This is a genomic window from Dialister succinatiphilus YIT 11850, from assembly GCF_000242435.1.
Taxonomy (GTDB): Bacteria; Bacillota; Negativicutes; order Veillonellales; family Dialisteraceae; genus Dialister; species Dialister succinatiphilus.
The window spans coordinates 926,732-940,954 of record NZ_JH591187.1 but is presented as its reverse complement, the minus strand read 5'-3'; the positions used below and the strand labels follow the sequence as shown (position 1 = coordinate 940,954).

General features: G+C 48.0%; 12 protein-coding genes. 9 read left to right on the top strand and 3 right to left on the bottom strand.

What is annotated here, in order from left to right; translation table 11 throughout:
* The first annotated feature begins 415 nt into the window (after positions 1-415).
* From HMPREF9453_RS04095 to HMPREF9453_RS04075, 5 genes are all read left to right on the top strand, one after another.
* On the top strand, positions 416-2,377 hold the full coding sequence (locus tag HMPREF9453_RS04095; RefSeq protein ID WP_040379574.1) for a DNA polymerase: 1,962 nt from the start codon (positions 416-418) through the stop codon (positions 2,375-2,377).
* A 532-nt stretch (positions 2,378-2,909) separates the two neighbouring features.
* A complete protein-coding gene (locus HMPREF9453_RS11895) occupies positions 2,910-3,320 on the top strand; it encodes a hypothetical protein (RefSeq protein WP_008859309.1) in 411 nt (136 codons plus the stop codon).
* 142 nt (positions 3,321-3,462) lie between these two features.
* Positions 3,463-5,130, top strand: coding sequence for a DNA methyltransferase (locus HMPREF9453_RS12255; protein WP_083827238.1), 1,668 nt, complete (start codon positions 3,463-3,465; stop codon positions 5,128-5,130).
* Positions 5,124-7,343: a DEAD/DEAH box helicase gene (locus HMPREF9453_RS04080; protein WP_008859307.1), complete on the top strand. Its 2,220-nt coding sequence runs from the start codon at positions 5,124-5,126 to the stop codon at positions 7,341-7,343. Before HMPREF9453_RS12255 ends, HMPREF9453_RS04080 begins: the two co-directional genes overlap by 7 nt.
* Positions 7,344-7,553: 210 nt before the next feature.
* Positions 7,554-8,105 (top strand): LPD29 domain-containing protein, encoded by a 552-nt coding sequence (locus HMPREF9453_RS04075; protein ID WP_008859306.1) that lies wholly within the window; start codon positions 7,554-7,556, stop codon positions 8,103-8,105.
* 506 nt (positions 8,106-8,611) lie between these two features.
* On the opposite strand, the gene HMPREF9453_RS04070 is transcribed toward HMPREF9453_RS04075, so the two are convergent.
* Positions 8,612-8,887, bottom strand: a complete 276-nt coding sequence (locus HMPREF9453_RS04070; protein WP_008859305.1) for a helix-turn-helix domain-containing protein — start codon at positions 8,885-8,887, stop codon at positions 8,612-8,614.
* Positions 8,884-9,252, bottom strand: coding sequence for a type II toxin-antitoxin system RelE/ParE family toxin (locus HMPREF9453_RS04065; RefSeq protein ID WP_008859304.1), 369 nt, complete (start codon positions 9,250-9,252; stop codon positions 8,884-8,886). The genes HMPREF9453_RS04070 and HMPREF9453_RS04065 overlap by 4 nt, the downstream gene beginning before the upstream one ends.
* Positions 9,253-9,588: 336 nt before the next feature.
* On the opposite strand from HMPREF9453_RS04065, the gene HMPREF9453_RS04060 reads away from it, so the two are divergent.
* Both HMPREF9453_RS04060 and nth read left to right on the top strand, forming a co-directional pair.
* Positions 9,589-10,509 carry an NAD(P)/FAD-dependent oxidoreductase gene (locus HMPREF9453_RS04060; RefSeq protein WP_008859303.1) on the top strand — a complete coding sequence of 307 codons (921 nt, stop codon included), beginning with the start codon at positions 9,589-9,591 and terminating at the stop codon, positions 10,507-10,509.
* On the top strand, positions 10,506-11,165 hold the full coding sequence (gene nth / locus HMPREF9453_RS04055) for an endonuclease III (RefSeq protein ID WP_008859302.1): 660 nt from the start codon (positions 10,506-10,508) through the stop codon (positions 11,163-11,165). Before HMPREF9453_RS04060 ends, nth begins: the two co-directional genes overlap by 4 nt.
* Before the next feature lie 299 nt (positions 11,166-11,464).
* Here the strand turns inward: nth and HMPREF9453_RS04050 are convergent, their stop codons facing one another.
* Positions 11,465-12,439 (bottom strand): hypothetical protein, encoded by a 975-nt coding sequence (locus tag HMPREF9453_RS04050; protein WP_232217316.1) that lies wholly within the window; start codon positions 12,437-12,439, stop codon positions 11,465-11,467.
* 227 nt (positions 12,440-12,666) lie between these two features.
* On the opposite strand from HMPREF9453_RS04050, the gene HMPREF9453_RS04045 reads away from it, so the two are divergent.
* Together HMPREF9453_RS04045 and thiL are read left to right on the top strand one after the other, a co-directional pair.
* On the top strand, positions 12,667-13,224 hold the full coding sequence (locus tag HMPREF9453_RS04045) for an isochorismatase family protein (RefSeq protein WP_008859300.1): 558 nt from the start codon (positions 12,667-12,669) through the stop codon (positions 13,222-13,224).
* A complete protein-coding gene (thiL, locus tag HMPREF9453_RS04040) occupies positions 13,224-14,213 on the top strand; it encodes a thiamine-phosphate kinase (protein WP_008859299.1) in 990 nt (329 codons plus the stop codon). The genes HMPREF9453_RS04045 and thiL overlap by 1 nt, the downstream gene beginning before the upstream one ends.
* Positions 14,214-14,223 lie beyond the last annotated feature (10 nt).

Here is a 14,223-nt window from a genome sequence, read left to right as displayed (position 1 = left end):
GCGGTGTTTTATTCTGCCCCCTGCATAGGGGTGGCAAGGGAACACGATTCGTAAGGAAGCGAAGCGACCTGAGAATCGTGTGACACGCTTTCCCGTGGAGAAGTCCGGCGCAGCCCGGATAGGGGGTGGCGAGCGCAGCGAGCCAATCAGCAGAATGCCAATCAAGCCCTATGACACCGAAAGTAAATCCCGTAACGTTCTTGCGTCCCCTTTAGGGGAAGAGGGCCACGAAGTGGCGAAGGGGTGGACGAGGGTAAGAATGATTATGACACTCGACATGGACGTGACCGCCGAAAGGCGGCATTATAATGCTCATCGCCCGAGAGGGCGATACCACCACCCTCTGAACCCTTTGAACCTTCTGAACCTTTTGAACCCTATCCCAGCCAGTGAATCTAAAAGCAAAGGAGTACAAATGAAAGAGCTGTCCATCGACATCGAAACCTACAGTCCCATAGATCTGGCCCGCAGAGGGGTGTACAAGTATGCGGAGCACCCGGATTTCTCCATTCTCCTCTTTGGTTACGCCGTGGATGATGGGGAAGTGAAGGTGGTGGATCTGGCGAAGGGGGAGCGCATACCCCATGACATCCTGCTGGCCCTCACAAATCCGCTGGTGACGAAGTGGGCGTTTAATGCTTCCTTTGAGCGGATCTGCCTGTCGCGGTATCTTCGGGAGCATTATCCTTCCCATTTCCTTTCCTACGGCAGTGAGGGGGATACGATAGGGAAGTATCTGGATCCTCTGGGCTGGAAGTGTTCACAGGTCCTTGCCTCATCTCTGGGATTTCCTCTTTCCCTGAAAAATCTGGGCGAGGCGCTGGGGCTTTCAGAGAAGAAGATGGACGAGGGGAGCTGCCTCATAGGGCTCTTCTCCCTGCCCGGGCCGGAAGGGAGAAGGAAGCCGGAAGACTATTCGGAAGAATGGGCGCTTTTCAAGAAATACAATCGCCGGGACGTGGAAGTGGAAAGGGCAGTGCGCAGATCCTTTTCTTCCTATAAGACACCTGCGGCGCTCTGGGATGAGTACCATGAGGACCAGCGGATCAATGACCGTGGCATTCCCGTGGACATGCCCTTTGTCCATGCCGCCATGGTCATGGGAGACAGGGCGCAGACGGAACTCCTGGGACGGCTGAAACACCTCACGGGCCTTCTGAATCCCAAATCTCCCTGCCAGATGAAGGACTGGCTCTCAGCTAACGGCACCCATGCGGAATCCCTCACCAAAAAAGAAGTGGCAAGACTGCTTTCCTCTTCTACCGGCGCCGTGAGGGAGGCCCTTACCCTCTACGGACAGGCGCAGAAATCTTCCCTTGCCAAGTACGGCGCCATGATTGACACAGTCTGTGATGACGGAAGGGCAAGGGGCATGTTCCGCTTCTACGGCGCCGCCAGAAGCGGCCGCTGGGCAGGAAGATACATCCAGCTCCAGAACCTTCCCCAGAACCATCTGGAAGATCTCCTGCTGGCCCGCTCCCTTGTGATGGAAGGGGACTATGAGAAAATGGATTTCCTCTACGGCTCCGTTCCTGATACCCTCTCACAGCTCATCCGCACCGCCTTTGTGGCAAGAAAGGGCTATACTTTCATCGTTTCCGATTTCTCATCCATCGAAGCCAGGGTACTTTCCTACATGGCCCGGGAAAAATGGCGTATGGACGTATTTGCCGGAAACCTGGATATCTACGCCCAGTCGGCATCCAAAATGTTCAGTAAACCGGTCGTAAAAGGAGGGATCAACAGCGACCTCCGGCAGAAAGGGAAAATCGCCGAACTGGCTTTAGGCTACGGAGGGGGAGAAGGGGCCCTGATGGCTATGGGCGCCCTGGACATGGGGCTCACCAAAGCAGAACTGCCAGAACTTGTGACCACATGGCGCCGAACCAATCCCCACATCGTTGCCTACTGGTGGCAGGTGGATAGAGCCGTGAAAGAAGCCATAGAGCAGCTCCGGATCACCAGAGTGGGAGCCCTCACCTTCTACATGAAAAAAGGCACCCTCTTCATCGCCCTCCCCTCCGGCCGCCGCCTTGCCTATCCCGGCGCTGCCCTGAAAGGAAGTGCCTACGGGAAAACAGCCATCACCTACATGGGCCTTGACACCAAAAGAAAATGGAACCGCATCGAATCCTACGGCCCAAAATTTGTGGAAAACATCATCCAGGCCATTTCCAGGGATATCCTTGCCTACGCCATGCATAACCTTAGGGACTACTTCATCTGCGGCCATGTCCATGACGAAGTGATCGTGGAATGCAGAGAAGGAACGGCGGTGGAAGAAATCACAGGAATCATGGAAAGAACACCGGACTGGATGCCGGGACTGCTGCTGAGGGCCGATGGGTATGAGACGAGGTGTTATCGGAAGATGTGACACTTACTATGACCTGCTGGAGAGTCATGGGAGGACGGATCGAGGGTCGAAGATCGGGGCCGGGATCGGGATCGGGATCGGGATCGGGATCGTGGAGTCCCGCCGTCCGCTGTCATCCTGAGCGACAGCGAAGGATCTCGGTAAGAGTAGTAAGTGACGCCATTGGCCGCAACTACCAGTCGGCGGGGCGGTGCGGTCGTGGCTGTGCTTTCCTGTATTCCCGAAGGGGCCTGCGGCCGCTGGCCGCAGAGGGGCGTATGGCATCCATCGGGCCTAACGGCCCTTGGTGCCAAGGGTTGTGGCCGCTGACGCGGCGGGGGCGAAAATGGGAGGCGGGGTGGTGCAATTGTTGTTGTGGGCCTCTTTCTAAACGGCCGCCCTTTTTTATTGTCTATATGGCGAGTCACGTAGTATAATTTAAAGGGATTTTTGCATGCAATGGACAGAAGAGTGGAAGTAGCATTTGCGTTTATTCTTTGTTTTAAAAATAGATACGTCATTCATGCTTTGATGATTGGCAGGGAGATTAATTATGGCAAATTTATCACAGATGAAGCGTCAGAGGATGCTGGCTTTTTTGAATGGGCTGAAAGAGAAAAATAAGGACGATGATAAGACTCTGGCCGCCATTAATGAAATCGAGAATGCACTGAATGAGAAGAAATATGGCCTTGTATGGGAAAAACATGAAGAAGCGGTAGATGTGAAGATGAAAACCCACATTCCCGTGTTTACAGAGGATAAGGACAAGGAAATCTCTGCAGCTCCCGGGGAAAAGTATAACTTTTTGCTGGAAGGGGATAATCTGCACAGCCTTAAGCTCTTGGAAAAGACAAATAAAGGAAAATTTGATATCATATATATTGTTATTTGGAGTCAGCTGACGCAGCGTCAGTCAGGTAGTCCTTTTGAGGCCTGGATGGCCCACACAAAAATAGCCTGATGATGTCAATGCCGGTCTTTAGGGACCCGTTTACATCATCAGGCTATTTTTGTACCCTAAATCAGGCCTTAAAAGACCTTCTGTACCGGTCAGTGCCGTCAATCCTCCCAATGCATCGAATGTCCTATAAGCGAGACTCCAGATAAAATTCAATCCTCCGTATAATACAGAAAATAAGGATTTCATTTATGATGATACATATGTGGATAATAATGATGGTTTTAAGCATAGCAAATGGTTAAGCTTTATGGAAGAAAGACTTTTGTCTGCTGAAAAGCTTTTATCACCAGATGGATTTATCGCAATAAGTATCGGATATCATGAGATTAATAACTTAATGCTCTTGTGCCGAGAATTATTCTCCAATAAACAAGTAGTCAGTGTGACGGTCAAAACCTCAGGTGGAAAACCACGTGGGGGGTTTAATTATACGCAAGAATATATAGTATTTATTTGTTCTAATGACTTTGTCCCCGCAGAACTCAAAAGTACGAAAAATACATACAGCTCCGCATATCATGCAATGACATTAGCTGGATTTAATCAGGTAACTCGACCTAATCAAGTTTATCCAATATTTATTGATAAGTCTGGAAACTATGTGTCACGTGGATCATCACTTAAAGAATTGATTGATAAGGGAAGCTATGTAGGAGATAAGAAGGATTTTGAATACGATTATAGTATTGCCCCCAAAGGAACTGTTGCTGTTTGGCCAGTAACCAAAAAGGGAGATAAATGTGTATGGCGATTAATTGGTAGTGAGTCTTTTGAAAACTGGCAAAAAGGATATATAAAGATATCTCCCAAAAAGCCAACAAAGCAAAATAAAAATACGTTTCAAGTGTCATATATAGCTGATGGCATTATACAGAAGATAGAAAAGGGTGAGATTGAAACTTATAAAATTGATAATATACACCCAACAATAGATGTAAAAGAGTATAAAACTGCAGGTGGAACTATTCCAACCATATGGACAGAGAAAAAGTATTATACGAACAACGGTAGTGATGATATTAGAGAAATATTAGGTACGAAAGATTCTTTCCCTTATCCTAAGCCAGTAGAATTAATCAAAGATATTATTGCCAGAGGTCCTAAGGACGCTCTAATTCTCGACTTTTTTGCTGGATCTGGAACATCTGCTCAAGCAATCCTTGAATTAAATCATAATGATGGCGGAACCAGACGATTTATTTTATGTACAAATAATGAAAATGATATCTGCAGACAAGTTACATATCAGCGAATAAAAAAAGTGATATCTGGATATGCATATAGTGGAAAAAAGAATAATATTCTTCTTAGCAAAAAAATAACTATGAATGTCTTGAAAAATGCAGATGAATTGCTAAATGATGTAGATGATATAATTAAAAAGTATGAAAATCAGTATGATAATATCAAATCCAGTATAAAAGACGGCAGTATCATTGTTTATGGCGAAAAAACATATGATGGGAAAGTAGACGGCATTCCCGCCAACCTGAAATATTATCACACAGACTTTGTCGCTAAGGATGAAGAATTCCTTTCCGATGCTCTCTTAAACCATATTGCTGAAATGATCCAGCTGGAGCATGGAGTCAAGCTGGATGGGAAAGAGTATCTAATGGTACTGACCGATGAAGAGGCGGATGAGCTGGCTTCTCACTGGCAGGACTATCCGGATTTGAAAGGAATCTACTTATCCAGTAACGTCCTTCTCACTACGAAGCAGGAACACCTTTTCAAAAATGTGGAGACCTACATTATACCGGATTATTATTTTGACTTTGAACTGGAGGAGGCAGGCGAATCATGGTAAGCGGTATCACACTAAACCTGTTTGATTTCCAGGAAAAAGCGGTGCTTAAGCTGCTGGATATGACTACGGACAGCAATGAAAAGCAAACCATTGTGGTGAAATCACCTACGGGTTCGGGCAAAACCATCATCCTCATTGACTTCGTGGCGGAGTATCTGTCAAAAGTCAGCAAGGATACAGCTTTTATCTGGCTTTGCCCGGGAAAGGGTGACCTGGAAGAGCAGAGCCGCCTTAAGATGGAGAAAGTGGCGCCCCAGCTGGAGACGCAGAATCTTTTTGACGCCCTACAGAACGGATTCCAGCCAGGAACTACCACATTCATCAACTGGGAGCTGGTGACGAAGAAGGGGAATACGGCCATTCGTGACAGTGAAAGGAAGAATCTTTTCGACCGTATCGCCGACGCCCATCGCAGCGGGCTTGATTTCATCATTATTATTGACGAGGAACATTCTAATAATACCGCAAAGGCCAGGGCGATTATTGATGCTTTCTCTGCGTCCCATATCATCCGTGTGAGCGCAACGGCTGAGAAAAACAATCGGTATGCCTATTATGAAATCGATGAGATGGAAGTCATTGACGCCGGATTGATTACGAAGGCACTCTATGTGAATGAGGGCGTCCAAAGTGATGTGGAAATCGACGATGATTATGATTATCTGCTGAAGCTGGCCGATGAGAAACGGAAGGCCATAGCGGAAAGATATCATACTCTGGGCAAGAAAATCCGTCCCCTTGTGCTGATTCAATTTCCAAATGGAAGGCCTGATACCGTCAAACAGGTGGAAGAAAAGCTGGCGTCCATGGGCTATACCTATCAGAATGGCATGGTGAGCAAGTGGATGAGCGGTGATAAAAAGGATATTCCTGCCAATCTCACGGAAAATGACGGTATTCCTGTATTTCTTCTCATGAAACAGGCCATCAGCACCGGATGGGACTGCCCGCGGGCCAAAATCCTTGTGAAACTTCGCGAGAGCATGAGTGAGCAGTTTGAAATCCAAACTATTGGCCGTATTCGCCGCATGCCGGAAGCCTGTCATTATGATGATGACCTGCTTGATTTCTGCTATGTATATACATTCGATGAAAAGTGGAAAGCCGGGCTCTTTGCTGCCATGGATAAGGCCTATGAGACAAGGCGGCTCTTCCTGAAACCCAAATGCAAAACCTTTACCCTTGAAAAGCAGACCCGCGATCTTGACAGGGAAGCCATGGGGGAAAGGGAAGTGATGAAGGCTTTTTACAAGTACCTCGTTAAAACCTATAATCTGGGAGCTAATCTTAAGGTCAATGCTGAACATCTGGAAGCCGGCGGCTATGATCTGGACAAGGATATTGCCAGTCAGACGGTGTATGGGAAATATATCAAAGTGGGCTCCATCGAAGAAACGCCTTTGCAGTATATGACTACGAGGAGAAAGGTGAATACCCATCGATACGGCATGCAGCTTCTTCACAGTGTGGATATAATTAAGCGGGTGGTGGGCGTCCCTTCGAAGAAACTGAAAACCATTCTTGAGCGGCTTTTCCGTAAAGGAAAGCCCAGCCGTCAAAAGAAAATCCTGTCCCTGAATAATGCAGATTTCTATGCTTTTGTCATTAATAATGCAAGAAAGCTGCGGGACGATTTTCATGCGGTAACTGCTGATATGGCCCAAATGACTTCTCTGGATATGATTACACCGAAGACGGCCCAATTCCATATTCCAGAGCAGGATTTTTTCCGGTACGATCCCGGCGTTAAGGATGAAATCGAGTATCTCAGCAATGCGTACAAAGAGTATACGTCCGGCTTTGCTACCAGTCTCATTCGCAGCACATCGGAGCAGCTTTTTGAACAGTACTGCGAAAATCGTGATGATATCGACTGGGTGTATAAGAACGGGGACACCGGACAGCAGTATTTCTCCATAGTCTATCTTGACGGACTGCAGAAGCAGTGGCTTTTCTATGCTGACTATATCGTCATGAAGAAAAATGGGGATATCTGGATTATTGAAACAAAGGGCGGCGAAAGCCATGGTGTGGATAAGAATATCGACTTGCAAATCGGTAACAAATTCCAGGCATTCAAGCATTATGCCGCTAAACATCATCTGCATTGGGGATTCGTCCGTGATAAAGACCAGAGACTGTATATAGATAATACAGAATTTGCCATCGACATGGCCGATGAACACTGGAAGCCTTTAGACGAAGTATTCTAATTCATCTATCTCGCCCATGATTCACCGGCGGAGAGAAAGCCAAAATAATCCGGTCGGATGCGCACTATGCAGTCCGGCTGGATTTTATTTCAAAAATTTTTCAAAATTTTCTTTACTGTGCCAATTCCTGTCATAGTCTCTGCGTATAATAAAGGTAGAAGCCCCGAAACAGGGAAAGCATCTTACATCATTACAAATGAGGCGATAGATATGAAAATCGAATCGGTAGAAAAGACGGCGAAGGTGATTGCGGCGCTGCTGAAGGAGAAATTTCCGGATGTCCACTTTGATGTGGAGGCGGAATACCCGAACGGGACGGATCGGGTGGTTGTCCGGTATACAGATGGACCGGCGCCGGCGCTTGTGGATTATTACATCGATAAATTCCAGACCATGCACCCTTTGAATGGCAATCTGGTTTTCCTGACGCTTGACCCTTCCATTCTGGGATGTTCCGGAACAACTCTTGTATTTTGCAGCTGGCATATGTCTCCTGCTATTCAGCATTTGGCAGAGATGGCCTATGAGGATGAATTTCATCAGCTGTTTCATACATGTGATAATGGCTTTCTTACTTTATCTTCCTACTACGAACGCCGCCCGCAGCTTTGGCCTGCGAAGTATCAGCGGCTCTATGAGGAGCAGAAGAAGGTGCCCAAGGAAGAGCCGCCGGTGCTGAAGGAGAAGGATGATAAGGTGGTTTACTACGAGGATTTCAAGAACGCCGCTTTGGACTATGACGTGAAGCATCATGTCTGGTGATTTATAGATAGAAGATAAAAGATAGTGGCTAGTGGCTGGGGAGCGCCTGATGGCGCGGTGGCTGGTTGCTGGTGGCTAGTGGCTGGTAGCTGGTGGCTGGTTCCTTGTTCCTAGCTACAAGCTACTAGCAACTAGCTACTTGCACACCAGCCGCCCCGCTGTCATTTCGACCGCAGCGCAGTGGAGTGGAGAAATCTCACTGCAAATTGGTGCAGGCCGCATTACGGTGGGAGATCTCTCGGCTCAGAGTATCAATGGAGCTCTGATACTTTTATCCTCATACCGGTTCAGAGCTCCGCTCGAGATGACGTGTGAGGCGGGCGCGGCCGGGACCGAGACCTGGGCGGAACCGGGCTTTCCCTTGAAGCGGTGGAAAAGATGAAGGAGAGCATGGAATAAAAACGGTAAGTTGCATAGATAAAAAGAGCTGTGAGGAAATATCATTTATTTCTTCACAGCTCTTTTGTGGTCATCCAGGACTAAGGGGCCGGGATGTTTTTTGTATGTCATGCAGTGGCGACTGTCAATTTTAAATCAAGGGCCTGCATCAGTTTGATGAGGGTGTCCAGCTTAGGCGTCGTTTTGAGGGTCTCAATGCGGGCCACGGAGGACTGGGGGATGCCGCAGCGCTCTGCCAGGGCGCGCTGGCTCATTCCAAGCTCCTGTCTCCTTTCAATGATGGAGGAAACGATAGCACTGACTTCTTCGATTTCTTCCATGTTTCTCTTTTCATCTTTGCTGATGGACTTGACATGGTTTTTATAATCTTCCCAGGTTCTCATGACTCTTCCTCCTTTTGTCGGATATAGTCGTCTCTTTCATATTTGGCGCGGGTTATTTCTCGTTTCGGCGTTTTCTGGGATTTCTTACGGAAATGATGAAGGAGTACGTAACAGCCTTTTGCATAGTAGAAATAGAAGACTCTGTTATTTCCCGGACGAAGTTCCCAGATGTCCTCCTCCAGATGTTTTGTTATATTTGTTGGGAGATTGGTGCCATTCTTCGAAAGAAGATCGATGTAGAAGACGATTTGATTGTATTGAATACGGGCATCCTTACTGGAATTGCCTTTCCTGCGAAGGGTTTCAAGAAAATCCCAAACATCGGACGAACCGTTTTGAGACTCATAAAATTCAATCTTATACATCATACCCTCCTTTACTCCACTGTATTTATGATATCATATCTGCTATCAAATGGCAAATATGTATGGTGCCTTTATAGACACGCCCTGCGGGTGTGAGAGTGGCTGGTTGCTGGTTCCTTGTTCCTAGCTACAAGCTACTAGCAACTAGCTACTTGCACACCAGCCGCCCCGCACAGTCTGGTGAAAAACACCTACTCCTCCGTTATAAAGAAGCTGCCCTAAACAGCTGCTCAGACTTGACTCGGCACTCCGTAATCCATGATTTGCATAAACCAGCAGTTTCAGATATAATAGAATTATTAAACGATAAAATTCGATATAAGAGGAGGAAGAAATATGGATATGGTTGATGTACTGGTTATTGGTGCGGGCCCTGCGGGGCTGAATGCGGCGCTCTATGCGGCCCGGAAGGAGCTGACGGTCAAGGTGGTGACCACCGATATCGGAGGCCAGATGCTCTTAACAAATGAAATCGAAAATTATCTGGGATTCCCGTCTATTTCCGGCTTTGAACTGGCAGATAAAATGGAAGCCCATGTGAAGCAGTACCCTGTAGAATTCGTATATGCAGGGGTGAAGTCTCTGGTCAAAGAGGGGGACGGAACTTTTACGGCTCATCTGGATGACGGCGGGGAGCTGCGGGGAAAAGCCTGCATTGTGACTGCCGGAAAGCACAGCCGGACATTGGATATCCCGGGAGAAAAGGAATATACCGGTCGAGGCGTCAGCTACTGTGCTACCTGTGATGGGCCATTCTACCGCAAGAAAACAGTGGCTATTGTGGGCGGCGGAGACAGTGCGGTACAGGCTGCCATTGAGCTGGCAAAACTCTGCCCCACGGTATACCTTCTGGTGCGGAGCCGTATCCGGGCTCAGGAGATTCTGGTCAAACGCATGAAAGAGCTGGAGAATGTGAAGGTATATATGGGATATACGCCGGAGGAAGTTAAAGGGGACAAGAAGGTACAGGGTCTTGTGATTAAAAATAAGGCTGATGGAAAGACGGAAGAACTTTCTGTGGATGGTGTTTTTGTAGAAGCTGGCGGTATTCCGAACAATTCCTATCTTCCTTCCGATGTCAAAGTCAATTCTCTGGGAGAAATCATGACTAATAAGGAAGGAGAAACCAATGTGGATGGCCTTTTTGCAGCGGGGGATGTGACTGACTGCAGAAATAAGCAGGTCATCATTGCAGCAGGAGAGGGGGCGGCAGCTGCCTTGGCAGCTCATGAATACCTGCTTCGCAGCGGATTATGAGAGTGACAAAGAAGGTTAAGGCTGAGCAGCTTCGCCGGCTTTCAGAGGTGTATAAAAATGATGGTACCATGCTTCATTTCACCAGTCCCTTTACCCTGCTGGTGGCGGTGATCCTTTCTGCCCAATGTACCGATAAAAGAGTCAATGTGATTACGAACCGTATTTTTCCAAGACTGGATACGCCGGCCAAAATGGTTTCTCTTACCCAGAGCCAGCTGGAAACGGAAATCCATGACTGCGGTTTGTACAAAGCTAAGGCGAAGAATCTACTGGGCATGTGCCGCATGCTCCTTTCTGACTACCATGGAGAAGTACCGGAAGATTTCGATGAACTGGTCAAGCTCCCCGGGGTGGGCCGGAAAACAGCCAATGTGGTGCGAAGTGTGGCTTTCGGTTATCCGGCTATTGCGGTGGATACCCATGTTTTCCGCGTATCCAACCGCTTAAAGCTGGCAGCAGGGACTACGCCGCTGGAAGTGGAAAAAGGTCTCCAGAAGGCTATTCCGAAAAAAGACTGGTCTGCGGCCCATCACTGGCTTATCTGGCATGGAAGAAGAGTATGTCATGCCAGAAAACCGGACTGTGAAACCTGCTTCCTTCAGAATGTCTGTCCTTCCTGTACGGTGAAGGTAACCCCCTGGAAACCGGAAGAGTAAGGAAATGAAGTCTCTTTTCGGCCTGCTGCAGGTATTTTACGGCGGCGAGAACCGGTTAAGCGGTTTTTATTCTACTAAAAATCGGTGAGGCAGATACAAAGGAACGCATCCTGATGTACAGGTCCGGCAAAGGCTTTGCATATTGTCCCGTACAGGAGGGGCACGAGTTCAAGATTCATGGCCTGCGAGGCGCTGTTGTCAAGCCTTAGAATTTTGAGGCTGGATAAACGTAGTAACCTTTTTCCCATTCAAGGCAATCAAAAAGCTCTCCGGAGAGGAGAGCTTTTTGATTTCCTTGATCAGAACATATTAAGGATTCCTGTAAATCCATAGTGGTTAGAAGGAAGGAAAGCATCGACTGCTTTTGAAACACCGGTAGGTTCAGGTGCCGTAATGAGGAGCAGCAGGATAGCCAGTACGGTGAAACCCAGGGATACCAGGTTTGCCTTGCCTTTGCGGGACATCTCATAATAGCCGAAAAGGCGGAGGCCCAGAGCGCCGAAAAAGGTAATGACCAGTCCCGACAGGGAGAAAATGCCGAAGAGAATATTGGCCATCAGGAAGCCAATGAAGAATACGGGCAGGAAAATGAAGGGCAGATTATAGGCAATGAGGGTGGAGTTCACATGACGGCGCATATCATCCAGCCAGTCAGCCAGGTCGAAACCGAAGAGGCCCAGGGGAATGAAGGACAGGAGGACGATTTTGTCCCATATGCCGGAGAGCCGGTCTCTGTCCTGACCCAGCCAGTAGAAAAATACACAAATGAGGAAGCCTGCAATACCGCCGATGATGTAGTAGAAATCTTCAGGAATAAATTTTACGGCAATCATGGCAATGGTAGTAAGGATGGAGCCCGTGACTACCCAGCCGGTAATCTGACTCCGGGAGGCTCTTTTTTCTTCCGGCACATCAGCCCACATCTGTGCCAGAATTTCCGTCATGAAAAGAAGAAGGAAAATGGCCAGAGCGGCGAAAGGATAGACAAAAAGGGAAACAAGGATAAAGAAAACGGGAATAAAGACTTTATATCCCTTAAACACCTGCAGGTGCTTGAAATTTAATTTCTTCTTCTGTGTGTAAATGGTCAGTCTCATAAATACAAGGTAAGTCAGCATGATGCCCACGGTTTCTACCGGCTCACAGCCCAGATAAAGCAGGGAGCAGAAAACAAGTATGGCCGTATTAGCTCCAGTAAAACGGCTGACCAGGGAACTGAAGAGGCCAATATTCAGAAAGGCCACTATTGCGTCACCAAAATTCAAAACATCCATCTCCTTTATAAACAATTCCTTTCTAGTATACCTGTTATAAAGAAAGGACGCAATAGTTTGGGCCTGCTAAAATTACCTGTCAGTCATGGGGATACAACGGCCTTTTCCTGGCAGGCAGCTGTTTACAAAAAGTTCTCTATTCGGCACGGATCAGGTGGGACTGCCCCCTTTTCCTCATCCGATAAAGCTGATAAAATAGAGGGAAACAGGAATGGGAGGGGTTTATCATGGATGATCTTGTTATTGTGGACTGTCAGTATGATTTCATAGATGGTACGCTGGCCTGCGGGCACAGCCATGAGGCGGTGGCAGAACTGGTACGTTTTATAAACAGCCATCCTGTGCGCTGCCTTTATACATCGGACTGGCACAGCCCATCCAATGGTTCTTTCAAGGTGAATGGCGGCATCTGGCCTGTTCACTGTGTGGCCGGCACGAAAGGGGCAGAACTTGATCCTGCTTTTACAGAGCAGGTGAAGAAGAAAGAGAATCGTCCTTCTTCTGAAAATCGCTTCTTGAAGGGCCAAGATGATAAAGTAGAGGAGTACTCTGCTTTTAACGGAGTGAATCAAGAGGGAAAGCGGCTGGGAGACGAGGCTTCTTCCCATGTGTATGTAGGTGGTATTGCGTCGGAGTACTGTGTGAAAGAAACGGTGCTTTCCCTCCTTGCTTCCGGCAGGAAGGTAACACTTCTGGTAAAAGGGCTGGGTTATGTGTCGGAAAAGGATCATGCAAAGACCTTGAAGGAATTGAAAGAAAAAGGTGTGACTCTGCTGGAGGAATAATGAAACAACTTTTGGTAGATGATGTGGGAGAGTTTGGCCTGATTCGCCGCATTATGCACGATTTTATCTTTCGTCCGGAGCTTTTGGTTGTAGGTCCCGGTGATGATGGTGCGGTGTATCGAACGCCTGGCGGTTACGACCAGGTGATTTCCACAGATACCATGGTGGAGGGCATCCATTTTACCAGGAAGACTATGAGTCCCTTCGACGTGGGGTACCATCTGGCGGCTTCCAATTTCAGCGATATGGCCGCCATGGGGGCCGAGGCCGTGGGATTTGTCCTTTCCATTGCTCTTCCCGGAGATCTTCCTCTTTCCTGGGTGGACCGTTTTTATGACGGGCTCAGGGCCTGCTGCAGAAAGTACAGGGTGAATCTTCTTGGCGGCGATGTGACAGGATCTACAAAGGGATTAATCCTTACCGGTACGGTGACAGGCATGGTGCCTGAAGGGAAAGCGGTGACAAGAAGCGGTGCCCGGCAGGGGGATATCATCTTTGTCACCGGTACTGCAGGTGATTCGGCGGCAGGGCTTTATGCGCTCCTTCATGACATGGGAGAGGAATGGCCTTCCCTGACAGTGAGACATCAGCGGCCGGAACCCCAGATTCCGCTGGGAATACTCCTTAGAAAGGCAGGAGCCCATGCGCTGAATGATATTTCTGACGGCCTGTCCCGGGAATGGAATGAAATTGCAAAGGCATCGGGAGTAGAACTGGAAATAGAACTGGAAAAGGTGCCTCTATCGGAAGCGGTGAGGGCTTTGGCGGAAAGGGTTCATCGGGACCCACTGACCTGGGCCCTGAATGGAGGAGAAGATTACCAGCTTACTGGTACCATTTCCCCTTCTGATTTTGATACAATAAAAAAAGAGATGCCCATAACTCCGGTGGGAAGGGTTGTAAAGAAACCGGGAACGGGCGTTTATGTGTGGCGGCATGGTCAAAGACGGCTTCTTCAAGCGAAAGGTTTTGATCATTTTGAAAAGTAAGGGAGGATCC